Here is a 24,212-nt window from a genome sequence, read left to right on the forward strand (position 1 = left end):
GGTCCCTCTCCGGCTTCCCGCCTTCGCCATCGTCAAACTTCCACTCCGGGCGTGACGACGCGAGGTCCGCGGCCGCGCAGTACTCAGCTGTCGCGCGCCTCTTCGAGTCTGCGGATCAACGTCGCGGCGTCGAACGGACCGGTGTGCAGCGTGAGATCCGAATCGGTGGCACCGAGATAGAACGTCGGTGTCCCGCCCACGTCGCTGGTTGCGGCGTCGAGATCGTCGTCTTCGACTCGATGCCGGTAGCGTTCCAGCCGCAGATCCTCTTCGAATCGGTCCATGTCGAGGCCCAGTCGCTCGGCGTAGTCGTAGATCTCCTCCTCGGACAGCGCGTCACTGTGGGCGAAGAGGACGTCATGCATCTCCCAGAACTTGCCCTGCGTTGCGGCCGCCTCGGAGGCCTCGGCCGCGAAACGCGCGTAGGGATGCACCGCGTCGAGCGGGAGGTGCCGGAAGACGTACCGGAGGTCGTCACCGAAGTGTTTACGCACCTCTTGGATGCCCCCGGTGGCCCTGGTGCAGAACGGGCACTCGAAATCGCCGTATTCCACAAGCGTGAGCGGTGCGTTCTCCGGTCCCCTCAGGTGATCTCGGCGCGGATCGACCGGACGTAACAACACCGGTCCGATGGCTCCTTCGGCCGGGAGACGGCGGTCGAACACCCGGAACAGCAGCCAGCCCGATCCTGTCGCGAGCAGCGCGGCGACGAGCACTCCGATACGCGCATCGTTTGCCGCCTCCGAGGACTCGAACGCCAGGTCCACGATGAACAGCGAGATAGTGAATCCGATGCCGGCAAGGGCCGCCCCGCCGCTGACCTGCGACAGAGTCAGACCCGGAGGCAAGCTCCCCGGTCGCAGACGTGAGAACACCGCGGTAGCCGCGGTGATACCGACCAGCTTGCCCACCACCAACCCGAGAACGACACCCCACGTGATCGGCGATCCGATCGCGTCGCCGAGGGTTTCACCGGTGATCACCACGCCGGCGTTCGCGAGCGCGAAGATCGGCACGACGAGAAACGCGACGTACGGCTGATAGAACCGCAGCAACCGCTCGTTGACGGACACCGCGCGGAGCACCCCGAGTTGCGCCGCGCGCGCGTAGTCGGGATTGGGCGATTGACGGAACGCCCGCGTCAGCTCACCTGCGCGTTCCACCTCGCCGCGCCTGGGTGGGTAGACAGGAAGGATGAGTGCGATCAGCACGCCGGCAAGGGTGGGATGCACTCCCGACTCGTAGAAGGCCACCCACGTCCCGGCCGCAACGAAGAAGTAGGCGATGCCGCGCCAGACTTCCAGGCGGCGGAACTGCATGATCAGAAGAAGTCCCGCACCACCGAGCAGCAGATAGCCGAGCCTCAGTTCCTCGGTATAGAACAGCGCGATGATAGCGAGGGCGCCGATGTCGTCGGCCACCGCGAGGGTCAGGATGAAGACGCGTAACCGGGCGGGACACCGGGGACCGACGAGTGCGAGCGCGCCCAGCACGAACGCAGTGTCGGTGGAGACCACCACACCCCAGGCTCCGGCCGCCTCCCCGCTGGGATTGAGCAGGAGGTAGAGCACCGCCGGTAATGCGAGCCCCGCGATCGCGGCCACCAGCGGGACGGCGGCGCGTGTGCGGTCGGTGAGTTCTCCGATCGTGAGTTCGCGTTTCACTTCCAGTCCGACGACGAAGAAGAACAGCGTCATCACCGCGTCGTTGACCCAGTCTTTCAGGTCGAGGCTGATGCCGTAGTCACCGATCCTGATACTCAGCGGGGTGTGCCAGAAGGCCTCGTACGAACTCCCGAGGTTGGCCCAGATCAGGGCAACCACCGTGGCGGCGAGCAGAAATCCGGCGGCCAGCGTGTCGTCGTCGGTGCCGTCACGGATGCCGGCGAGAAGCCGGGACATTCTGCGAAGCTTCGTGGGATTCTCGTCGACCGTCATGTGCTCCTCGATCCGAAGTCCGCTCCGAGTCTCCTCGCGAACGTTCCCGCTTCCATCGAAAGCGTAGAGACGGCAGCGCAGCATGGCAGTGTACGAAGAGAAACCGGTAGCTATCGATGGGGGCGCAAATGACAGATCGGACCGAGTACGCAGCAGTCGGGGACCTCGAATTCGCCTACGAGACGTTCGGTGACGCCGGCGATCCTCCTCTGTTGCTCGTCATGGGTCTCGCCACCCAGATGCTCGCCTGGGACGAGGAGTTCTGTGAACTGCTCGCCGGCCACGGTTTCCACGTGATCCGCTTCGACAACCGCGACATCGGGTTGTCCAGCCATCTTCACGAGGCGGGCCTCCCCGACCTGGGTGCGCTGCTCGCAGGACAGAGCGCACCGGCGCCGCCGTACACGCTGGTGGACATGGCGAACGACACGGCAGGTCTGCTCGACGCGCTCGGTCTGGAGTCCGCGCATATCGTCGGTGCTTCGATGGGCGGCATGATCGCTCAGCAACTCGCGATCGACCATCCGCAGCGGGTCCGGAGTCTGACGTCGATCATGTCCACTCCCTCGCGGGAAGTCGGCCGAACGCGGCCGGAAGCAGCGGCGGCGCTGTTCCTTCCCCAGCCGACGGACCCGGAGGCCGCCGCCGACCGTTCACTCCAGCTGTACCGGCTGATCGGCTCCCCCGGATACCCGCTCGACGAGTCGCGTGTCGCCGACCTCGGACGGCGATCCTTCGAACGGGGTAACGACCCCGCCGGAGTCGCGCGTCAGTTCGCAGCGATCACGGTCTCGCCCGACCGCACGCCGGGACTACGTGAACTGAAGATCCCGACCCTGGTGATCCACGGCGAGGACGATCCCCTCGTCCAGGTGGACGGCGGGGTCGCGACGGCCGATGCCGTGCCGGGCGCGCGCCTGGTCGTGATTCCCGGTATGGGCCACAACCTGCCGCCGCAGCTGTGGGCGCAACTGGCGGACGATATCACCGCCAACGCCCGAGCGGCCGAGACCGGTTCTCCCGCCTCTGCGTGACGCGGGGCAGGTCAGAGAGGCTTGAGAAACGAGAAGAATCCGGGAGTGTGGACCTGACGGAGCCGCGTGAGCTTCCGATACGAAATCAGCCATATACCATCAACTTTGGTGTATCGCTCATGGTAGTGACCCCACCCGTGCAGGGATTCCTCGGTGCCGTCGTTGTCCCACCACAATTGGTCTTCCATAGCCCAGATGCCGCGCGCCGTGGTGTCGGATTCCAGCACGATCTCGGGGCAGTGCCCGTGGTGCGCCGAGGTGACCGGCACCGGGCCGTCGAGCAGGTTACTGATGGCGCGGGTCAGCGCCTCGCGTCCGACGACACGCCCTGATTCACCGTCCGTGCTGGGCTGCTTGTCGCCGGGCAGGCCCTGCCACGTTTCGCTGACGACGTCCTCGGTGTGCAGCGTCGGGTAGTACTCCCATTGCTTGTTGTCCATCACCCGGAGCCGGGCCGCGAAGACCCGCTCGATCTCACGGATGGCGAGCAACTGCTCGGCAGCACCCAGGGTGAGGGCCGGCGTTTCCGCGTCAGTGTCTCGTACTTCGTTGTGCGACAAGGTTCTACCTTCGATCGAGGTCAGCGGGACGCGCGGGCCAGCAGCTCGCGCGCCGCGTCGCTACCGTCGAGCAGACGGGCGGTGCGGCGCTTGATCTTCCAGGATCCGTCGATGCGCGCGAGTTCGAAGCGGTTGGCGGTGACGCGCCAGACGCGGAACGAATCGGCGTCGAGGTTGCGTCGGAGGAGCAGCGAATGGCAGGTGGCGACGGCGGTGTCTCCGTCGACCCGGATGTGGACCGGGTCGAGGAGATGGCCGCAACCTTCGTTGATGTAGTCCTGGTGGGGGCGGGTGCGCACCATTTCGGTGATCGCGTCGCGGCCCTCCATCACACGGATGTCGATGTCGTAGACGGCGTCCTCCGCCCACAGTTCGCCGACAGCGTCGGCGTCACCGGCATCGACAGCAGGTCCGTACGCCGACAGCACTTCCTGGATCGCCGCCTTGTCTTCGAGTACCTGGACGCGCTCGAGCAGGGAAGCCACCAGGGCTGCGGTGTCGGTCATCTTGCTCCTTCGGAAGTGTGGGCGCGCGGCCGTGCGTTGTCCTCGTTGTACCGCTGCGCCGCAGGTCGCGCAGTTGTTGTCCCGTTCAACGGAAACATCGATGCGGCCGGATGTGGCCCCTGCCACTCTTCGAGGCAGTGCATCGGCACACTGTGTGCGCCGGTCCCATCCCGTAACGGGACACCCAACCCCCGCTCGGCTTCCCCCAGCCGATACCCCAGGAAGAGTCACGCCATGGGCCACGTTTTGGACAGAATCATGCAGCACGCGGACGAGATCCGCGCCGAGGGCGTCGAGGGCGACAAGATCATGCGCCTCACCGACACCACCGCGAAGCACCTGCGCGAATCCGGCATCATCCGCACGTTCCAGCCGAAGGAGTTCGGCGGATTCGAAGGCCATCCTCGTGAGGCCGCGGAAACCGTGATGGCGCTCGGCGCGCTCGACGGCGCGACGGGATGGGTCGCCGGCATCGTGGGTGTGCACCCGTGGGAGCTCGCATTCTTCGACCCGAAGGCTCAGGAAGAGATCTGGGGCGCCGACAACGACATGTGGATGGCGTCGCCGTACGCGCCCATGGGTGTCGCAGTGCCGGTCGACGGTGGCTACATCCTCAACGGCCGCTGGGCATTCTCGTCCGGAACGGACCACTGCGGCTGGGTCATGATCGGCGCGGCAGTCGGCGACAAGGACGGCAACCGGACCGGTCAGGTCCTGCACGTCGTGCTCCCCCGCTCGGATTACGAGATCGACCAGGACAGCTGGAACGTCATCGGCCTGCGCGGCACGGGTTCGAAGGATCTGATCATCAAGGACGCCTTCATCCCGGAGCACCGCACCCTCGACGCCGAGATCGTGCTCAGCGGTAACGGCTGGCGTCACGCCGGTCGCGACGAGACGCTGTACAAGTTCCCGTTCTCGTACATCTTCCCGCTCGGCATCACCTCGTCCCTGATCGGCATGACCGAGGGCGCGCTGGCCTGCTACATCGCGGCCCAGAAGGAACGTGTCCAGGTCACGGGCGTCCCGATCAAGGAAGACCCCTACATCCTCTTCGCGATCAGCGAGGCGGCGTCGGAGATCTCCGCGTCGCGGCTGGCCCTGCTCGAGACCGTCGACCGTTTCTGGGACAAGACGGACCGCGGCGAGGAGATCAGCTTCGAGGAGCGCGCCATCGGACGCCGCACCCAGATCTCGGCGGCATGGCGTGCCGTGCGCGCGATGGACGAGGTCTTCGCCCGCGCCGGCGGTGCCGCTGTGCACCTGAAGACGCCGATGCAGCGTTTCTGGCGCGACGCCCACGTGGGTCTCACCCACGCCATCCACGTTCCGGGCATGATCTACCATTCGGCGGCACTCACGCAGCTCGGCGGCGAGCCCCAGGGCGCGTACCGCGCAATGATCTGATCCACCCACAACATTCGAGGAACAACTGACATGACAGAGTTACGGGGTCTCGGTTACCTCAGAGTTCAGACCCAGGACGTCGCGCGGTGGCGCGAACTGCTCCTCGACGGTCTCGGTATGGCGGAGGGTTCCGGCCCGGAACCGGACGGCTTCTACGCCCGCGTGGACGAGCGTCGCTCCCGCATCCAGGTGTTGCCCGGCGATTCGGACAAGGCACTGGCCGTGGGCTGGGAAGTCCGTGACGAGTTCGCGCTCGAGCGCGTTCGCGAAGCGGTCGAGAAGTCCGGCCGCACGGTGGAGGTGCTCTCCCGCAAGGAGGCGACCTACATCGACGCGGAAGGTGCCATCGCGTTCCAGGATCCGTCCGGCACCCGCATCGAGGTGTTCTTCGGGCCGGTCCTCGACCACAGCCCCGTCGTCACCCGCTTCGCCGGTCGCTGGGTCACCGGCCGTCAGGGCCTCGGCCACGTCGTGCTGCCCTCGGCGAACTTCGACGAGACCTACGAGTTCTACACGCAGGTACTGGGATTCCTGCCGCGTGGCTCGATCCGCCTCGACGAAGAGGGTCTCGCCCGCGTGCGCTTCCTCGGCATCAACGAGCGGCACCACAGCCTCGCGCTGTGCCCCGCGCCGCCGAGCGAAGAGCCCGGACTCGTCCACCTGATGACGGAGGTCGACACCCTCGACGCGGTGGGTCAGGCTCTCGATCGGGTCAACCGTCTCGACTTCTCGATCTCGTCGACGCTGGGTCGCCACACCAACGACAAGATGATCTCGTTCTACGTCCGCGCACCGGGCGGATGGGATCTCGAGTTCGGCACCGAGGGCATGCTCGTCGACGAGCGGTTCTACACGTCCGAGGAAATCACCGCCGACGCCTACTGGGGTCACGATCAGACGGGCTCCGAGCCGCTGAAGGCTTTCATCCCCGCCGGATAGACACGAGTAGCCCTGCCCGGCAGGCATACTCACAGAAGCGCCGCGACATCTGTCGCGGCGCTTCTTGTTTTCCACCGCCCTCGCGTTATTGTTTCGAAAACTTGATTGATCGATCGATCAATCCCTGGAAACCTACTTCGAGGGAGGACGCTTGTGTCCGGCGCATCCGAAAGCCCCCAGTCCGTCCTGGGGCGAGTCACCCTTCTGCTCGAGCCGTTTCGCACCGCAGAAGGGCTCACCCTCACCGAGTTGGCCCAGCGCACCGGGTTCCCGCGCTCATCGACCCACCGCATGCTGCTCCAGCTCGTCAAGGTGGGCTGGATCAGCCGCACCGGCACCACGTACCGGCTCGGCCCCAAGATGATCGAACTCGGCGCGCTCGCCCGGATACACGACCGGATCCACAAGGCCGCCCTGCCCGCGCTGTACGACCTGCAGACCGAGACCGGTCTCGTGGTGCACCTCGCCGTTCTGGACGGCGAGGATCTGCTCTACCTCGAGAAAATCGGCGGACGCTGGACGTCCGAAATGCCCTCGCACGTGGGTGAGCGCCGCCCGGCCGACGAGACGGCGGCCGGCATCGCGATGCTGCACCACCGCGACGGCTCCCACGTGCATTCGTCGGAGGCGGATGCCTTCCTCGCGTCCGGGGGCGTGGTCCGGGGCGGCAATCCCGTCAGGTGCATAGCGGCGGCGTTCGACGCCGGCGACGGTGAGATCGCAGCGATCGCGCTGGCGGGTGCCCAGGGCCGACTCCCCGAAGGAGCGAGCCGTCTGGTCCGCGACGCGGCGGACGCGGTCTCCGCCCGGCTCATCTGACCAGCGGCGGGGCACAAACGCGTAACCGAAACATTCTTCTTCACCCGAGGCCGGTGTCCTGCTACAGTCACGTAAAGATTGATTGATCGAGCGATCAACGGTGAAGCTCCTGGTGGGGCCGTCCCCGATCCGATCGAAGATGGAGGTCCTCGTGAGGAACTGTGACGACTTTCCCGCGGCTGTCGTCGACCGTGTGGCCGGCTTGCTCGACGCGTTCCGGCACAGCGACAAGCTCACCTTGTCCGAGTTGTCCTCGCGCACAGGACTGCCCCGGTCGTCCACCCACCGGTTGCTCACGCAGCTGATGGCGTTCGGCTGGGTGCGCCGGGAAGGCCATTCGTACGCGCTGGGCCGCACCATCTTCGAGTGGGGTGCGCTCGCCCAGCACCAGGACGGACTGCATCGCGCCGCCCACCCTGTTCTCCAGGAACTGCATTCCGTCACCGGACTCGTCGTCCACCTGGCCGTTCTGGACGGTAGCGAGGTGCGATACCTCGACAAGGTCGGTCGCGAATCGGTTCCCATCCCCTCCCGCATCGGCGGGCGTCAGCCTGCTCTGCGTACCGCGCTGGGCAAAGCCCTCATCGCGCACACGCGGTTCGACCCCGCCGGAACCCCCACCCCGGGACTCGGTGATGCTCCGACGGGAGTCGACGCCGCCCGGCTACGCAACGAGATCGCCTGGATCCGTGAGCGGCACGTTGCACACGAACGCGGCGAGTCGATTCCCGGTATCGCCTGTGTCGCAGCACCGATCGGTGACGGTCGCACCTACATCGGTGCACTGTCCGTCACCGGCGCAGCCGACAAGGTCGATGCCGTCCATCTCGCCACACCGGTCCGTGTCGCGGCGCGCACGATCTGGCGCAGCATGTCCCGGAACGCCCCGCAGCGACGCGTGGGATGACGATCTCGGCGGCCTGCGCGACACGGTCATCGCACCAGCGCTTGACCTCCGTCGACGGGCAAGGCGTGCCCGGTGATGTAACGCGCTGCGTCGCTGCACAGGAAGACCACAGCGGGACCGATATCGGTTTCAGGGTCTCCGAGCCGGCCGAGCGGCACGGTACTCAGATACCCGGCGGCAGCGTCGGGATCGGCACGCGCCCAGTCCTGCATCGGCTTCGAATCGGCCAGGGGAAGAATGGCGTTGACGCGAATGCCGTCTCCCGCCCATTCGCAGGCCGCGGTACGGGTCAGGACGCGGATCGCTTCTTTCGCGGCGGCATAGCCACCTGTTCCCGACGGGTTCCACCGGATCCCCGCCGCCGAGCCCAGATTGACGATCGACCCGTGCCCTTGCAGATACGGGTGGCATGCGCGCATGAGCCTCCACGTCGCGGTGGGACCCGATTCCATTGCTTCCCGGTACGTGGCCTCGTCGAGTTCGAGCAGCGACCCGGGCGCGGCCGTCTGAGCATTGTTGACGAGCACGGTGATTCCGCCGAACTGTTCGGCGACTGCGGGCACCAGACGCTCCACCGCCGCAGCATCCGTCACATCGCACACAAAGGGCCGCGCGACGCCACCACGGTCGACGATCTCGCCGGCGACCGCTTCGATCGGCGCGGCCGTTCGCCCGACCACGGCGACCTGTGCGCCCGCGGCGGCGAGTGCGAGAGCGATTCCTCTGCCGATCCCCTGACCGGCACCTGTGACGATGGCGGTGCCGCCTTCGAGGGCAGGGTTCGGGACCGGCGCGTGCATGGGCGAAGTTTTCATACATACTCCTGGTGATCGGGATGAGGACAGACCGCATTGATCAATTGATCAATCGATGTGGAACAATGAGCTCCTGAGGTGCACCGGCGCCATGCCACACGCCAGGAGGCTCAGAGTGGATCCACAGGAACGCAAAAGGCAGATCCTCGACCGATCTGCCGAGATATTCGCGCGAAAAGGCGTCACCGCCACCACGATTCGCGACATCGCCGAAGCCGTCGGCGTGTACTCGGGAGCGCTCTACCATTACTTCCCGTCCAAGGAAGCGATCGTCACCGAACTGATCCGCGAATACCTGGAAGACCTCACCCAGCGCTGCTCAGAGGTGATGGCACGGTCGCTCCCGCCGGTCGAGCGGCTCGAGGCGCTCGCCGGTGTCGCTCTGACAACCAGCGAGGACTACCACGGAGCCACATCCATCTGGCGGCGCGAAGGTGAATACATGCGCGAACGAGTGGTCGAAGCCGACATGGTCGAGACGGCCGACGCGATGCAGGTGGCGTGGCGGGACACAATTGCCGAGGGCATCGAGGACGGTACGTTTCGCACCGACATCGACCCCGAGATCTTCCGGGAACTGCTCTACGACGCCGTCTGGCACGCGTCGCGCTGGTTCCGATCCGGACCCGAGCACACGACGGCCGACCTCGCTCACACCGTGATAACTGTGTTCGTCGACGGACTACGCCGCCGAGACGACTGAGCCGCCCCACCCACGTGGGGTGGGACGGCTCGATGCGTCACTCTTTGGTCGCGGAGAGGTTTTCCTCGACCTCCTTGTGCCACGATTCGAGGGCACGGCTGGTGTCCACCTCGAACTCGAAGCGCTGGGTCATGTCGGGCGTGACATCCTCGACGTCCACGTAGAACTGGCTGTACCAGCGGCGAAGCTGGTAGACCGGACCGTCCTCCTCGGTGAGGAGCGGGTTCTCGATGCGCGTCTTGTGCTTCCAGATCTCGATGTCCTGCTTGAACTGCTCTTCGAGACCGTCGGTGAACAGCGTCGCCATCTCGGACATCTGCTCGTCGGTCATGCCGTCGATCTTCTTGACGATCGTGCCGAACTGCAGCACGAACGAATTCGACGTCACCGGGTAGTGGCAGTTGATGAGCTTGGACTCGATGGTCTTACCCTCGGACACCGTGTAGATCGTGTCGAGCATGAAAGACGGACCGTAGTAGAACGCATCCGAAATCGTCTGCGCCTCCGGAAGATCCATCTGCACGCCGGTCTTGATGTCATCGCGCCCGTACGAACGCATGTGCTGGCCCGCGATGTGGCCGTCGAAGACGTTCTTGAAGTACTCGGGCATCTGGAAGTGCACGTAGAAGAAGTGCGCCATGTCGACGACGTTGTCGACGATCTCGCGGCAGTGCGAGCCCTCGACGTGGATGGTCGTCCACGTCCAGTCGGACCACTGGCCGTCCTCGTAGCCCTCGATCTCGGGGATCGCGAGTTCCGGAGTCGGCTCCGTGCCCTGCGGGCAGTGCCACACGAAGAGCACGCCGTTGCGCTCCATCGTCGTCCACGTCTTGGTGCGGGCGACCTTCGGGGTACGGCGAGCGTAAGGCACCTCTACGCAACGGCCCTGACCGTTCCAGCGCCAATCGTGGAACGGGCACGAGATGGTGTCGCCCTTGATCTCGCCGCGAGCGAGGTTGCCACCCATGTGCCGGCAGTACGAGTCGAGCACGTGCAGTTCGCCGGAGGTATCGGCGAAGACGACCAGGTCGGTGCCGAACACCTTGACCTGGTGCGGCTTTCCATCACGGAACGACTTGGCGAGGCCGATGCAGTGCCATCCCCGCGCGAAGCGTTCGGGATTGGTGCCGGTGTCGATGTTGCGGATCTCGATACGATCCTGCGGGACGGTCATACTTGTCTCCAAGAGGTTTACGGGCGAAGCGAACGGAACCTGACACACACGGGAGTCACCGGGCTGTGGCGACGGTGTCCTCGGAAGCGAGGGGCCGGACTGTCGGCTCGACCCTCGTTGTCGCACGGATCTTTCCCTCAGATACGGCCTCGTCGACCGTGCTATCCAGTTCGGCACACCGCATCACGTAGGCGGCGGGGTCGAGCGCACGCGCAGCGGCGAATTCTCGGCACGCCTCGCGGGCGGAATCGGACCATTGGATGCTCGTATGAGCGGGGCTGTACTTGGCGACGTGCACGCGGGCGTCACAGTTGCGACAGGCGAGCGACTGCATGGGGACGTTTCCCTTCCTCGGATGCCCCGACAATAGAAACCTCGGTGTGGCGGCGGCCACAACGATTCAGCCCAGTGGAACGGCACGCCGGGGAAGACGACATCGGCGACGGGACGACCCGGCGATCGTTACGCTCCGCAGAACCAGCCGAGCCCGTCCCGCGGAGGAACACCATGACCGAGCCGATCCTGCTCACCGGGCAACACGGACCCGTCCGCACGCTCACCTTCAACCGCCCGAGACAGCGCAACGCCCTGAGCGCGGCCCTCATCGATACGTTGCGTAGCGAGCTGGCCGCAGCGGACGCCGACGAACAAACCGACGCCGTGATCCTGACCGGCACCGACCCCGCCTTCTGTGCGGGACTGGACCTGCAGGAACTCGGGACATCGGGTGGCAACCTCGGGCGGCTCGCGGACGACGGGATTCCCGTCGGGCATCCGTGGCGGCCGCTGGCCAAGCCCGTGATCGGCGCGATCAACGGAGCCGCGATCACGGGCGGCCTGGAGATGGCACTCGCCTGCGATTTCCTGATCGCTTCCGAACGAGCGCGCTTCGCCGACACCCACGCGCGTGTCGGCGTCCTGCCCGGCTGGGGTCTGACGGCGCGACTGCCCGCGGCGGTCGGCGGGGCGTTCGCGCGCCGGATGAGCCTGTCCGGTGACTTCGTCGACGCCGAGACCGCCCTGCGCGTCGGACTGGTGACCGAGGTGGTGGCTCACGACCGGCTTCTGGACGCCGCACTCGGCCTCGCGACGACGATCGCCGGCAACGACCGGGCCGGGGTCCGCACCCTGCTCGGCTCTTACCGCCGCGCGGAAGAGCACGTCGTCGCCCCGTCGTTGCAGGCGGAGCAGGAGACGTCGCAGCAGTGGATGAAGGATTTCACTCCCGCACGGGTCGCCGAGCGTCGCGCCGACGTCATCGGTCGTGGACGCACCCAGAACGCTCCATAGTCTGCGCTACGGGTCCCGGACACGGGTGCGATGAATTCCCGCGCTCGGCCGAGTCGATAGGGAAGTACCGACTCGAAGGAGCCACCATGACCCAGCCCGACACTCGCACGCTGGAAGTACCCGGCGCATCGCTCGTGTACGACGTGCGGGAGCCCTCCGGGCGCAGCACGTTCCCGACGCTGATCCTCGCGGCGTCACCGATGACCGCCGACGCGTTCGGCACTCTGGCGTCGTACTTCACCGACCGGACCGTGGTGACCTACGACCCGAGCGGCACCGGTCGGGGTGTGCGCACCGACACCACCGTCGGGTCCACGCCCCGCCTGCACGCCGACGACCTCGCGCACCTCATCGACACACTCGGCACCGGTCCGGTCGATCTGTTCGCGACCAGCGGCGGCGCCGTGAACGCCCTGGAACTGGTGTCCCGCAATCCCGAGCGCGTGCGCACCCTCGTGGCGCACGAGCCGCCGCTGGCGAAGATCCTTCCGGACCGCGACATGTTGCTGAAGGCGTGCACTGACATCCACGACACCTACTTGCGTATCGGAATGGGGCCGGGGATGACCAAGTTCATCACCCTCGTGGGGTGGAAAGGCGAACTGTCCGACGCGTATTTCGGTGCACCGGCACCTGACCCCGCCGCGTTCGGGCTCCCTATCGAGGACGACGGCTCGCGCGACGATCCGTTGCTGGCGCAGAACCTGCTGTCGTGCACGGGGTACGACCCGGATTTCCAGGCTCTCGCGGCCGCCTCCACGCGGATCGTTCCCGCGGCGGGTCGTGAGTCGGCCGATGAGATGGCAGCGCGGGGCGCATCAGCCCTCGCGGCCCGGCTCGGGCTGAATACGGTTTCGTTCCCCGGCGGCCATGGTGGATTCATGGGAGACGAGTACGGCATGCCGGGTGATCCGGAAGGATTCGCCGCCGTACTGAAAGAAGTGCTGCAACCCGCCCGAGTGTGAGCGGACTGATCAGTTGCGGTCGTGGGGTACTCGCCTCGACGACCGCAACTGCCACGGCACACTGGTGACCATGACGCCGGACTGGAACAACAACCGGCTTTTGATGCGCAGCGCACTCTGGTTGTGCAGCAAACCTTCCCACCAGTATCCCGTGACGTACTCGGGAACGAACACGGTGATCACCTCCCGCGGCGAGGTGCCCCGCCGCCGCTTCACGTAGTCGAGCACGGGCCGGGTGATCTCCCGGTACGGAGAGTCGATGACCTTGAGTGGAACGTCGATGTCGCTCTCTTCCCACGCCCGGACGAGTTGCCGGGTCTCCTCGTCGTCGACGTTGACGGTGACAGCCTCGAGGGTGTCGGGATTGGTCGCCCGGGCATACGCGAGGGCTCGGAGCGTAGGCCGGTGCAGCTTCGACACCAGCACGATCGAATGCGTGCGGCTCGGCAGCACCCCGTCCCACTGGCTGCGCTCGAGTTCCTCCGAAACCCGCGCGTAGTGGCGGTGGATGGCCCGCATCACTCCGAACACGACCACCATCGCAATGATCGCGATCCAGGCTCCGGCCACGAACTTGGTGATCAGCACGATCACGAGAACAGTCGCGGTCATCGCCAGCCCCACCGAGTTCACGATCCGGGACCGACGCATCCGTCGCCGCTCCTGCGGATCGGTTTCGGTCGCCAGATGCCGGGTCCAATGCTTGATCATGCCCGTCTGGCTGAGCGTGAACGAGACGAACACCCCGACGATGTAGAGCTGGACGAGCCTGGTGACCTCCGCATCGAATGCCCACACCAGCGCGATCGCCGCCCCGGCGAGAAGCACGATGCCGTTGCTGAACGCCAGCCGGTCCCCTCGGGTACGCAGTTGACTCGGAAGATGGCGGTCCTGTGCGAGCACGGACGCCAGTACCGGGAATCCGTTGAAGGCGGTGTTGGCGGCAAGCACCAGAATCAGCGCCGTCACCCCGGTGACGAGATAGAAACCCACGGGAAATCCCGAGAACACCGTCTCGGCGATCTGCGCCACCATCGTCTTCTGCCGGTAGTTCTCCGGTGCGCCGACGAGTTGCGTCGCGGGGTTCTCCGCGATCACCACACCCAGCCGCTCGGCAAGAACGATGATGCCCATGAACAGGGTGATCGCGATGGCGCCCAGCAGGAGCAGCGTCGTCGCGGCGTTGCGCGATTTCGGTTTCCGGAATGCCGGCACGCCGTTGCTGATCGCCTCCACACCGGTCAGCGCGGCGCACCCCGACGAGAACGCCCGCGCGATCAGGAACACGAAGGCCAGACCCGCCAGATGCGACTGCTCCGCCTCGAGTTCGAAGCCCGACGACGGGGCGCGCAGGTCGTCGTCGAGGACGAAGATGCGGAACAGACCCCACAGCACCATCCCGCCGAGACAGAAGATGAAGGCGTAGGCGGGGATCGCGAAGGCCACGCCCGCTTCGCGTAGACCTCGCAGGTTGATCGCGGTCAGAAGCACGATCGCGGCCATCGCGAAGAGCACCTTGTGGTGGTCGACGAACGGAATCGCCGACCCGATGTTCTGGGCGGCCGACGAGATCGACACCGCGACCGTCAGCACGTAGTCGACGATGAGCGCGCTCCCGACCGTCAGACCCGCCGCGACTCCGAGATTCTTCGTCGCGACCTCGTAGTCGCCGCCTCCGGACGGGTAGGCATGCACGTTCTGCCGGTAGCTCATGACCACCACCACCATCACCAGCGCGACGGCGATGCCGATCCACGACGAGAACGCATAGGCCGACAGTCCTGCGATCGACAGGACGAGGAAGATCTCCTCCGGCGCGTACGCGACCGACGACAGTGCGTCGGAAGCGAACACCGGCAGGGCGATCCGTTTGGGCAGCAACGTGTGGCCGAGCGTGTCGCTGCGCAGCGGCCGCCCCAGGAGCACCCGCTTCGCGGCGCCGGAGGGCGCGGTGTGCAGGTTCGTCACGCTGCGCGCGTGGTCAGCCGGCGACATGACGCAGATACAGCAGGCGGTCGCCGCCGCGCAGGACGTCGACATCGGCGGTTCCGACGCGCAGAAGCCGCCCGTCGCGCTCGATGCCCACTACGAGATCGTGCAGAGCCCGAGGTGACATTCCTGCCTCCTCGGGTTCGATACTCCGTTCGGCCATTGCGAATCCTGCTTCGGGGGTGAGTAGGTCGTGGATCGTTTCCACGACATTGGGGGTGGTCCTGGCGACGCCGAGCAGCCGCCCGGCGGTTTCCGCCGAGACGACCACGGTGTCGGCGCCGGACTGTCGCAGCAGCGCGGTGTTCTCCGCCTCGCGTGCCGCCACGACGATACGAGCGGTCCCGGACAGTTCCCGGGCGGTGAGGGTGACCAGGACGGCGGTGTCGTCTCGGTCGATCGCCACGATCACCGCTGTGGCTCGCGGGACTCCGGCGAGATGCAGGACGTCCGACCGGCTCGCCGTCCCCTGGACGGTGACCAGGCCCCGGCGCCCGGCGGTCTCGACGGCCATCCGATCGGTATCCACCACGACGATCTCGGAGGGCGCGATCCCGTCGCTGACCATCGCGTCGACGGCCGTCCGCCCCTTGGTGCCGTACCCGACGACGACGTAGTGGTTGCGGACACGCCGTCTCCATCTCTGGATGCGATATGCCTGCCGGGAGTCCTCCGTCAACGCGGCCAGAGTCGTGCCGACGAGGACGATCAGGAAGATGATCCGCAACGGCGTGACGACCAGCGCGTTGAGTGCCCGCGCGCCGGGAGTGACGGGGGTGATGTCCCCGTAGCCGGTGGTCGAGAGGGACACGCTCGCGTAGTAGACGCAGTCCATGAAGGAGAGCGGGTTGCCCTGGACGTCGCGAAAGCCGCTCCGTCCGAGGTACACCACCACGACCGCCACGGCCAGCACGGCGGTCGCGTAACCGATCCGCCTCGCGATCTGCCGCGTCGGACCGAGGAAAACGTGGGGTACGCGCACGGTACCGACCAATGTGTAGGCCGGGCGCTCGGGTGGCGGTCCCGAACGGCTCGGCCGGGCGCGTAGGCTTCCGGCCACTCCGGCTCCCGTCATGTGTCGCACGCGCGGAGATGCAGAATTGCAGAGTACGCCCGTCCGCGGGCGACGCAATAGCGCGAAACCACACCTGAGTGGCAATATGATTCTCATGAATGAGAATGAAGTTTCTAGTGACGGCTCCTCACTGCTGGTGATGAGCCGGCACACCTTCTCGTCCGACTTCGGCCTGCTCTCCCGGCTCGTCACCAAGGAACGCGCCGTGATGCGTTCGCTGCTCACCGACAAACTGCGTTCCGGTGCCGATTCGGCGTCGCTCGGAGTGCTCACCACCCTGGTCGACATCGTCACGTCGAGTCCGGCGCTCGCTGCCTGCGGGCAGGACTGGGTCGCCACCCAGGATCTCACCCTCCATGCCACCGGATGGCTGACCGAGGGTCCGATCGTCATCGACGCCGAACTCGTACGCATCGGCAAGAAGATGATCCACGTGTCGGCGAATGTGTACGACGCACGCGGCACCACCGACCTCGACGACCTCATCGCCGCGCTCGACGCCGGAGACGAGGACGGGCCGATGCTTGCAGCGCGCGCACTCGTCACTTTCGCCCGGCTCCCGCGCACGGCCGCGCCCGACGCGGATTACTACACACCCGGAGAATGGGTGGGTATCGACCGCGAGTATCCGTCCGCGCCCGTCGACGGGAGCATCTACGAACGCCTCGGCATGCGAACGCTCGACGCGGCCGAAGGCGTCCTGGAATTGGACCGAACCCCGTTCGTAGCCAACATGATCGGCACGATCCAGGGAGGCGCCCAGGCGTTGCTCGCGGAATCGGCCGCACAGGCCATGCGGCCCGATCTCGTGCCGACCGACATCCAGATGCATTTCCTGTCGCAGGTACGGCAGGGCCCCGCCAGGTCCTACGGCACCGTGATCCGCGACAGCGCCGACCACTCGGTGATCAGCGTGCGTCTCGTCGACGCGGGTGCCGACGATCAACTGCTCGCGCTGACGACGGTGACCTTGCAACGTCCGCCCGCACCCGATCTGCGCGGCGAAACGGGATCCGCTCACGCCGATTCGTAAGCGGATCCCCATCCGGCGCGCGGATCACACACCCACCCGAGAATGGGCGATCGAGAGCGGTCACCCCGAGCCGTGGGTGGCCGCGAAGATGATGAACCACACGAACAGTGCGCCCGTACCGAGCACCGTGCCCACGACGGTCTCGACGTAGTTTGTCGCCAGACCCTTCTCGATCCGGAGGAGACCGATCCACCCGCACACCACCGCGATCAGGCCTGCGGGAACGGAGACGAAGTCGCCGACGATCGGAACGAACGCAGTGAGCGCGGCAACGACGCCGGCCACCAGCGAAACGTTCCCGAGGCCGTTGCGGTCGCGAGAATCGGTCGATTGCTTCGCCGGCATGCGTGCTCCCATGAGAACGGCGGATGTGTATCGCTATATCGTGCACCCTGGACGGTCTGCGTGTCGCGCCTCGGCGAGACCTGTACGCACCGCTTTCCCTCGCGGAACCCGGAATTCACCCCGCCGATCATCCTGCATATCCCGGCAGCGCGACCGATGGGCGTATAGCGTGTCGCACAGTTGCCTTCCCGCAACGCGCTGTACGCGTCTCCTCCCCTCTGACGCGGCGGCCGGACCCCGTCGGCACCCTCCCCTCGAATGCGCCGACGGGGTTCCCCGCACTCCCGACCGTTTCGGGCGCACGTTCCCGGCCATCGGCACAGCAGTTTGACCTCCGCTCACGGACACGGTCGACTACCGGTGGCCACTCACACGAACCCGGAGATCCCGCGATGACCGATGCTCTCGACGCTGTCGCCCGCCTTTTCGTCAACGACGGGCTTTCCGAAGACGAAATCGCTCGTCAGGCCGCGTTGTACGGTCCGCTCGCCGACGACGTCCGCGCGTTGATCCCGCTTGCCGTGCAGACCCGGGCCGGTGACGACGACGTGCGACAGGCGCGGGAGCACCTGGCAGCCGCGATGGAGTTGCTCGGGCGCACGAAGGAGGACCACCCCTTCGGAACCCGCTTCAACGACAACGGGAACTTCCGGGTGTGGGGCAACGCAGTGATGGGATTGCGCAACGCGATCGCCCCGCTGCACCGCATCAACCACGATCCCGACGGTCGCGTGTGGGCCGACTTCCACCTGCATGTCGGTTTCGAAGGGCCCGCCGGACACACACACGGCGGAGTCTCCGCGCTCGTCCTGGATCAGTTGCTCGGTGACGCGGCGCGGGTGGGTGGCTCACCCGGAATGACGGGCACGCTCACTCTTCGCTACCGCAAACCCACCCCTCTCGGCGATCTGCACGGGGAAGCAAAACTCGACCGGACCGAAGGACGTAAGGCATTCGTCACCGGACACATTTCGGGGCCGCACGGGATCTGCGTCGAAGCAGAAGGCATCTTCATCAAGCCCCACTGGCCCGTCGAGGACGGCCGCGACCGCAACCAGACGAGGTAACCACACGCGTCACCGCCGGTACCGAAGACCGCCGGTGACGCACCGGGCGCGCGGCCACGACCGCGCGCAGCATTCGCCGATCCCGCGCGTGACCAGGACGAATAGTCCGACGACACCCGAGCCGCGTCGATCGTTGCTTCCGGGACGAAAAGACTCACTACCACGTCGCGCGACGCGTGTCTCGTCGAGCATGGAAAAAGTTCTGCCTGATTCTCTGGAAACGAGAAGAAGATTCCCCTCCTGTGCAAGCATCATGCCCGACACCGGCCGAGTAAGGCTTCGGGCGCCGGGTCACCCGTTCACAGCGCTGGCCTCACGGCCCGGTGAAGGAGGCAGACTTGAAAGCACAACGGACGCTCGTCGCACTGGCGGCGGCCGCCGTGCTCGCCGCAGGGTGCAGCGGGCGCAGCGAGAGCGGCGGATCCGGGGACAGCGAGTCACGCGGCGACAGCGGTACCGCGCAATCTGCGTCGGGCGATTTCGGCGACCTGAGCGACGTCTGCGGACCGGGCGACGCGACGGCTGCGTCCGCCCAAGGCGTGACCGCCGACGAAATCCGGGTCGGCGTCCTCTCCGACGTCGGATTCACCAAGAACTCCGAATTCGTCGACGCTGCAAACGTATTCACTGAATGGTGCAACGCGGCAGGCGGCATCAACGGTCGCACTCTCGTCCCCGAAACCCGGGACGCGAAGCTGATGGAAGTCCGGCAGCGGATGATCGAGGCCTGCCGCGAGGACTTCGCCCTCGTCGGCGGTGGCGCAGCCCTCGACGGTCTCGGCGTGAAGGAACGACTGTCGTGCCTGTTGCCCAGTTACCCCGCCCAGGTCTCGCAGACGCAGGCGGTGGGCGCCGATCTCGAGATCAGCGCTTCCCCCAGCCGGGTTCCGGGCTACGACCCCTACTACGGCTTCCGCGAGTGGCTCATCACCGAGAAGTACCCGGAGTCCGCCGGCTCGGTGGGCATCATCAACGGCGATTCGCCCGTCACCCGCGACCTCGGGCAACAAGCCGTCGACGGCATCACCGCGGCGGGCGGCACGCTCACCTACAACGACCTGTACCCCGCGATGGGCGTCGCCGACTGGACCCCGTATGCGCAGTCCATCAAGAGCAAAAACGTTCGCGGACTGGTCTTCTACGGCGATTTCAAGCAACTCGCCAAGCTCGAAGAAGTGCTCACGGGGATGGACTACAAGCTCGACTGGATCGACGCCAACAACAACGCGTACAACGATTCGTTCATCGAGTTGCTCGGGAAGTCGGCCGACTTCCAGAACAACTACGTCGACCTCGGGGGCAGCGCTCCTTTGAGCAGCGCCGACGATGCTCCCGCCGTCCAGCAGGTGCTCGACATGTATGCCCAGTACGCGCCGGACGCCGAGATCACCTTCCCGGCGCTGCGCGCGATGTCCGCCTGGGCACTGTTCGCGAAAGCGGCCACGAGTTGCGGCGACGACCTCACCCGCGCCTGCGTCTACGAGGCAGCACTACAGGAAGGCGCATGGACCGGCGGCGGCCTCCACGCCCCCGGCGACCTCGCGAATCCTGTTCCGCCACAGCCGTGTTTCAACGTCCAGGAAGCCACACCCGACGGCTGGATCTCGCCCGACTTCGGAGCGGACAACGGCTTCTACCGTTGCAGCACACCGCCGTTCGCATACCCGGGTGATTACGGCGTGCCGATGACCCTCGCCGACGTCGGCAAGACCATGGGCGACATCCGGTAATGGAACAGTTCGTCACCTTCGGAATCGTCGGCCTCAGCACCGCTGCGATCTACGCGATCATCAGCAGCGGGCTGGTGGTGACGTACACGACCACCGGGGTGTTCAACTTCGCGCACGGCGCCACCGGAATGATGGCCGCGTTCGCCTACTGGCAACTCAGCATCGGATGGGGCTGGCCGGTATGGCTGTCGGCAATCACCGTGCTGGCCGTACTCGCGCCTGCGTTCGGGTTGCTGGTCGAGCAGTTGATGAGACCGGTCCAGCGCCTCGGTGAAGCCGAGAGACTCGTCATGACGATCGCGTTGCTCAGCGGTCTGATCGCCGTCGCCCGGTGGATCTGGGACCCCAACAAGTCCCGGTCGCTCCCGACGTTCTTCGCCGAGAAGGATTCCTTCCACATCGGCGCGGCGACGGTCTCGTGGCACCAGGCTCTGACGACGGTGGTCGCAGTAGCGGTGGCGCTCGGGCTCCGGTTGCTCATGTTCAACACCCGCACGGGCGCGGAAATGCGTGCGACGGTGGACGACCGGGCACTCGTGGGGCTCACCGGCGCCGACCCGGTTCGCGCCAACCGTGTCGCGTGGATACTGGGCACGACGCTGGCGGCCCTCGGTGGAATCCTCATCGCCCCGATGGTGGCGCTCGATGCCACCCAGTTGTCGCTGCTGATCGTCAGTGCCTATGCCGCAGCAATATTCGGGCGGCTGAAGAGTCTGCCGATGACCTTCGTCGGTGCGATCGTGATCGGTTGCATGGAAGCGTATCTGGCCGGTTACCTGCCTCAGAACGAGTATCTGCCGGGATTGCGGCTCGCCGCACCCGCGATCGTGTTGCTGCTCGCACTGCTGCTGTTCCCGCACGGACGGTTGCGCGGGCGCGACCGTCACCTGAGCCCGGTGCCGATCCCGTCGGTACGAGGAACGTTCGTGTTCGCCGGGGTGATCGTGGCGTTCGGTCTCGTTCTTGCCACCGTGCTCGGAGCGGGCGACCTCGTCACCTACGGGCAGATCTTCGCGTTCGGTGTGATCGCACTGTCGTTCGTCCCGCTCGTCGGATACGCCGGCCAGATCTCGCTGTGCCAGCTCAGTATGGCGGGCGTCGGTGCGATCGTGTGCGCACACCTCGGTAGCGACGGGCAGTGGTGGGCGCTGATCGCAACAGTGGTCGTCGCGGGCGTGGCAGGAGCCGTCGTCGCCGTACCCGCTCTCCGGTTGTCGGGGGTGTACCTGGCATTGGGCACGGCTGCGATCGCCGTGGTCCTCGACCGGTGGATCTTCTCGTTGCCGTCCTTCGAACTGTTCGGTGTCGAGGTCGCGCTGTTCGATCAGGGGTCGGTGGAACTCGTCGGCCCGTCCCTGTTCGGGATGCGGGTCGACACTCCCGCCGAACTGACGGTGTTCTCCGCCGTCTGCCTCGCGCTGGTCACCACCGGTGTCGCGGCACTGCGCCGCGGCCGCCTCGGCAGGCGCTTGATCGCCCTGCGCGACAGCGAAGCCGCGTACGCGACACTCGGCGGGAGCCTGCTTCTGACGAAGATCGTCGTCTTCGCGATCTCGGCGGGGATCGCCGGCCTCGGCGGCGCACTGTACGGGATGCAGTTGCAATCGGTCGCCGCCGACCAATTCAATTTTGTTGCCGGACTGTCGATCTTCCTCATCGCGGTAGTAGGCGGGCTCGGCGTCGTCGGGAACGGCCTGTTCACCGGGTCGATGCTCGCCGGACCGTTCAACGCCATCGTCGCGTTGTGGCCCGCTGCACAGAATCTCGTACAGGTCGCACCCGCCGCCGCGGGTCTCGCCTACGGTTCCGGCGCGGTGGACGACGGCGTCGTCCCATCGCTGCGGCGACACTGGGAACCGGTCTTCCGTGATCCGCTCGTGGTCGCCGTCGTCATCGGCTGGGTGCTGCTGTTCTGGTTGCTTCGGCTGTCGGACGTGATCAACGGATACGTACTGATCCTCGGGATCGTCGGCGGAGTGCTGGCCGCACGGAGTTGGGCTGCCGCCCGCCACAGGACAGTTCCGGAAATCGAGGAGATCCCCGTGGAGTGGTGGGGCGTGAAGCGGCCGTGGACTGCGGAGGACGAGGAGGTGCTCGATCGTGCCGTCACAACTCGCAGTTGACGACATCTCGGTCGCGTTCGGTGGGCACCGGGCGCTCGACAGCGTCGCACTGAACGCGGAACGCGGACAGGTGACCGGCCTGATCGGCCCCAACGGTGCGGGCAAGAGCACTCTGTTCGACGTGATCTCCGGGCTCCGGAAACCCCTGTCGGGCAACGTATCCCTCAACGGCCGGGACGTCACCCGTGCCGGTCCCGCTCGCCGGGCACGGCACGGACTCGCCCGCACGTTCCAGCGTCTGGAACTGTTCGGCCGCCTCAGCGTGCGCGACAATCTGCGCGTCGCAGCAGAGTTGGGTCCCGAACGACGACACGCGGGGCACATCGCCGACGAGATCCTCGCCCGCTTGGGAATCGAGCACCTCGCCGACACCACCGCGGACTCGCTGTCCACCGGCATGGGACGGCTCGTCGAGGTGGCGCGGGCACTTGCCGTGCGTCCGTCACTCATCCTCCTCGACGAACCGGCAGCGGGCCAGGACGTCCAGGAAACGGAACTGTTCGCCGGACTCCTGCGGACACTCGCTGCCGACGGGACCGCCGTCCTGCTCGTCGAGCACGACATGGAACTCGTCATGAGCGTGTGCGACACCGTGTACGTGCTCGACCTCGGAAGAATCATCGCGGCTGGGCCACCGGGCGTGATCCGCCGTGACGAGACCGTGCTCGCAGCCTATCTGGGGAAGTCATGAACGCCGTACTCGAAATGCGCAGCGTCCGAGCCGCATACGACGCGATCACGGTTCTCCACGGAATCGACCTGAGCGTCGCCCCTGGGCGGGTGGTCGCCCTGCTCGGTCCCAACGGAGCCGGCAAGACCACCACATTGAGGGTCGCCGCCGGGGTCCACCCGGTCTCGTCCGGTCGACTACTACTCGGTGGCCGCGATGCAACGGGAGTCGCGCCCCGGGATCTGGCCCGTGCGGGCGTGTGCCTGATCCCGGAAGGCCGGGGGGTGTTCCCCAACATGTCGGTTCGGGACAACCTCTGGATGATGACGTTCACCGGTCGTCCTCGGGCCGAGGTCGAAGAGATTGCGTTCTCGCGCTTTCCCATCCTCGCCCAGCGCGTCTCCCAGACCGCCGGAACACTCTCCGGCGGCGAACAGCAGATGCTCGCGCTCGCCCGCGGTCTCGCCACCGACCCCGCGGTGCTGCTGCTCGACGAACTGTCGATGGGCCTGGCCCCGATGATCGTCGCCCAACTCTACGACCATGTTTCGGAGATCGCCCGCAGTGGGGTGGGCGTCCTCGTCGTCGAGCAGTTCGCCGACGCGGTACTGGATTTCGCCGACCACGCCGCCGTCCTGGTCCGTGGACGGATCCAGAAACAGGGACATCCGGAAGACCTACGTACCGAACTGGCATCCCTCTACCTAGGAAGTGCGCCATGACCTCCACCGAAGACCGTGCCGACCGATTCACCCGAGAACTCGCCGAACTGAAGATCCCGGACCCGGCCGCCGGACGCCACGATCTCTGGTTGCGCCTCGGCCTCACGCTCATGGTGGCGGGCCCGATCCTGGGTGTGGTGTCGTACTTCCTGTCGCACAACACCTCCGACGCCCTCGTGCAGCGCGACGCCATCGTGCTCGCGATCGTCGGCGTCGCGGTGACCGTTGTGGGTTCCGCTGTCTTCCTGCGGTATTCGCTCACCGGATTCCTCCGGTTCTGGATGGCGCGTCAAGCCTTCGACCTTGCGGTTCTCGCCGACGGGGTGCCCCATCGGAAGGACGGCTCGTCGTAACGACTCCGTGGTCGTGACCGCATTCTCGTCACGTCCACGGCACCGACTC

At 66.3% G+C, this 24,212-nt stretch carries 23 protein-coding genes; 15 read left to right on the top strand and 8 right to left on the bottom strand.

Annotated features, from left to right (window positions below; genetic code table 11):
* Positions 1-83 precede the first annotated feature (83 nt).
* On the bottom strand, positions 84-1,937 hold the full coding sequence (gene nhaA, locus RDCOP1_RS17400) for a Na+/H+ antiporter NhaA (RefSeq protein ID WP_072703804.1): 1,854 nt from the start codon (positions 1,935-1,937) through the stop codon (positions 84-86).
* Between the two features lie 128 nt (positions 1,938-2,065).
* Here nhaA and RDCOP1_RS17405 point away from each other — a divergent pair, with 128 nt between their 5' ends.
* Positions 2,066-2,971, top strand: a complete 906-nt coding sequence (locus RDCOP1_RS17405) for an alpha/beta fold hydrolase (protein WP_072703161.1) — start codon at positions 2,066-2,068, stop codon at positions 2,969-2,971.
* 11 nt (positions 2,972-2,982) lie between these two features.
* On the opposite strand, the gene RDCOP1_RS17410 is transcribed toward RDCOP1_RS17405, so the two are convergent.
* On the bottom strand, positions 2,983-3,531 hold the full coding sequence (locus RDCOP1_RS17410; RefSeq protein ID WP_072703164.1) for a nuclear transport factor 2 family protein: 549 nt from the start codon (positions 3,529-3,531) through the stop codon (positions 2,983-2,985).
* A gap of 20 nt (positions 3,532-3,551) precedes the next feature.
* On the bottom strand, positions 3,552-4,037 hold the full coding sequence (locus RDCOP1_RS17415) for a nuclear transport factor 2 family protein (protein WP_072703167.1): 486 nt from the start codon (positions 4,035-4,037) through the stop codon (positions 3,552-3,554).
* Positions 4,038-4,271: 234 nt separating this feature from the next.
* Between RDCOP1_RS17415 and RDCOP1_RS17420 the strand changes: the two genes are divergently transcribed.
* The 4 genes from RDCOP1_RS17420 (at position 4,272) to RDCOP1_RS17435 (ending at position 8,109) form a co-directional block, all read left to right on the top strand.
* Positions 4,272-5,444 (top strand): acyl-CoA dehydrogenase family protein, encoded by a 1,173-nt coding sequence (locus tag RDCOP1_RS17420; protein WP_072703171.1) that lies wholly within the window; start codon positions 4,272-4,274, stop codon positions 5,442-5,444.
* A gap of 30 nt (positions 5,445-5,474) precedes the next feature.
* Positions 5,475-6,383, top strand: coding sequence for a biphenyl-2,3-diol 1,2-dioxygenase (gene bphC, locus RDCOP1_RS17425; RefSeq protein ID WP_072703174.1), 909 nt, complete (start codon positions 5,475-5,477; stop codon positions 6,381-6,383).
* 153 nt (positions 6,384-6,536) lie between these two features.
* Positions 6,537-7,202, top strand: a complete 666-nt coding sequence (locus RDCOP1_RS17430; protein ID WP_072703177.1) for an IclR family transcriptional regulator — start codon at positions 6,537-6,539, stop codon at positions 7,200-7,202.
* Positions 7,203-7,353: 151 nt separating this feature from the next.
* Entirely contained in the window at positions 7,354-8,109 is a 756-nt protein-coding gene (locus tag RDCOP1_RS17435; protein WP_072703807.1) for an IclR family transcriptional regulator, read from the top strand.
* Between the two features lie 26 nt (positions 8,110-8,135).
* Here the strand turns inward: RDCOP1_RS17435 and RDCOP1_RS17440 are convergent, their stop codons facing one another.
* A complete protein-coding gene (locus RDCOP1_RS17440) occupies positions 8,136-8,924 on the bottom strand; it encodes an SDR family NAD(P)-dependent oxidoreductase (protein ID WP_072703180.1) in 789 nt (262 codons plus the stop codon).
* A gap of 115 nt (positions 8,925-9,039) precedes the next feature.
* On the opposite strand from RDCOP1_RS17440, the gene RDCOP1_RS17445 reads away from it, so the two are divergent.
* Positions 9,040-9,627, top strand: a complete 588-nt coding sequence (locus RDCOP1_RS17445) for a TetR/AcrR family transcriptional regulator (protein ID WP_072703183.1) — start codon at positions 9,040-9,042, stop codon at positions 9,625-9,627.
* Positions 9,628-9,664: 37 nt separating this feature from the next.
* Here RDCOP1_RS17445 and RDCOP1_RS17450 read toward each other — a convergent pair whose 3' ends face one another.
* A complete protein-coding gene (locus RDCOP1_RS17450) occupies positions 9,665-10,801 on the bottom strand; it encodes a 3-ketosteroid-9-alpha-monooxygenase, oxygenase component (protein WP_072703186.1) in 1,137 nt (378 codons plus the stop codon).
* A 507-nt stretch (positions 10,802-11,308) separates the two neighbouring features.
* On the opposite strand from RDCOP1_RS17450, the gene RDCOP1_RS17460 reads away from it, so the two are divergent.
* Positions 11,309-12,091: an enoyl-CoA hydratase gene (locus tag RDCOP1_RS17460; RefSeq protein ID WP_072703811.1), complete on the top strand. Its 783-nt coding sequence runs from the start codon at positions 11,309-11,311 to the stop codon at positions 12,089-12,091.
* An 86-nt stretch (positions 12,092-12,177) separates the two neighbouring features.
* Entirely contained in the window at positions 12,178-13,056 is an 879-nt protein-coding gene (locus RDCOP1_RS17465) for an alpha/beta fold hydrolase (protein ID WP_072703192.1), read from the top strand.
* A gap of 9 nt (positions 13,057-13,065) precedes the next feature.
* Here RDCOP1_RS17465 and RDCOP1_RS17470 read toward each other — a convergent pair whose 3' ends face one another.
* The gene (locus RDCOP1_RS17470) at positions 13,066-15,024 is read right to left on the bottom strand and encodes an APC family permease (RefSeq protein WP_371836831.1); all 1,959 of its coding nucleotides are present in this window, start codon (positions 15,022-15,024) and stop codon (positions 13,066-13,068) included.
* A 13-nt stretch (positions 15,025-15,037) separates the two neighbouring features.
* Positions 15,038-16,105, bottom strand: a complete 1,068-nt coding sequence (locus tag RDCOP1_RS17475) for a potassium channel family protein (protein WP_072703198.1) — start codon at positions 16,103-16,105, stop codon at positions 15,038-15,040.
* A 109-nt stretch (positions 16,106-16,214) separates the two neighbouring features.
* Between RDCOP1_RS17475 and RDCOP1_RS17480 the strand changes: the two genes are divergently transcribed.
* Positions 16,215-17,153: a PaaI family thioesterase gene (locus RDCOP1_RS17480; RefSeq protein WP_231922890.1), complete on the top strand. Its 939-nt coding sequence runs from the start codon at positions 16,215-16,217 to the stop codon at positions 17,151-17,153.
* Between the two features lie 60 nt (positions 17,154-17,213).
* On the opposite strand, the gene RDCOP1_RS17485 is transcribed toward RDCOP1_RS17480, so the two are convergent.
* Positions 17,214-17,498, bottom strand: a complete 285-nt coding sequence (locus RDCOP1_RS17485) for a hypothetical protein (protein WP_072703814.1) — start codon at positions 17,496-17,498, stop codon at positions 17,214-17,216.
* Between the two features lie 392 nt (positions 17,499-17,890).
* Between RDCOP1_RS17485 and RDCOP1_RS17490 the strand changes: the two genes are divergently transcribed.
* From RDCOP1_RS17490 to RDCOP1_RS17515, 6 genes are all read left to right on the top strand, one after another.
* Entirely contained in the window at positions 17,891-18,565 is a 675-nt protein-coding gene (locus RDCOP1_RS17490; protein ID WP_072703204.1) for a PaaI family thioesterase, read from the top strand.
* A gap of 338 nt (positions 18,566-18,903) precedes the next feature.
* The gene (locus RDCOP1_RS17495; protein ID WP_072703817.1) at positions 18,904-20,295 is read left to right on the top strand and encodes an ABC transporter substrate-binding protein; all 1,392 of its coding nucleotides are present in this window, start codon (positions 18,904-18,906) and stop codon (positions 20,293-20,295) included.
* Positions 20,295-22,418 carry a branched-chain amino acid ABC transporter permease gene (locus RDCOP1_RS17500; RefSeq protein ID WP_072703207.1) on the top strand — a complete coding sequence of 708 codons (2,124 nt, stop codon included), beginning with the start codon at positions 20,295-20,297 and terminating at the stop codon, positions 22,416-22,418. The genes RDCOP1_RS17495 and RDCOP1_RS17500 overlap by 1 nt, the downstream gene beginning before the upstream one ends.
* Positions 22,396-23,109, top strand: coding sequence for an ABC transporter ATP-binding protein (locus tag RDCOP1_RS17505; RefSeq protein ID WP_072703210.1), 714 nt, complete (start codon positions 22,396-22,398; stop codon positions 23,107-23,109). The genes RDCOP1_RS17500 and RDCOP1_RS17505 overlap by 23 nt, the downstream gene beginning before the upstream one ends.
* Positions 23,106-23,810: an ABC transporter ATP-binding protein gene (locus RDCOP1_RS17510; RefSeq protein WP_072703213.1), complete on the top strand. Its 705-nt coding sequence runs from the start codon at positions 23,106-23,108 to the stop codon at positions 23,808-23,810. The genes RDCOP1_RS17505 and RDCOP1_RS17510 overlap by 4 nt, the downstream gene beginning before the upstream one ends.
* Positions 23,807-24,163, top strand: a complete 357-nt coding sequence (locus RDCOP1_RS17515) for a hypothetical protein (RefSeq protein ID WP_072703216.1) — start codon at positions 23,807-23,809, stop codon at positions 24,161-24,163. The genes RDCOP1_RS17510 and RDCOP1_RS17515 overlap by 4 nt, the downstream gene beginning before the upstream one ends.
* Positions 24,164-24,212: the final 49 nt, after the last annotated feature.

Origin of the sequence: Rhodococcus coprophilus NBRC 100603 (assembly GCF_001895045.1) — a bacterium.
In the GTDB taxonomy this organism is placed as follows: domain Bacteria; phylum Actinomycetota; class Actinomycetes; order Mycobacteriales; family Mycobacteriaceae; genus Rhodococcus; species Rhodococcus coprophilus.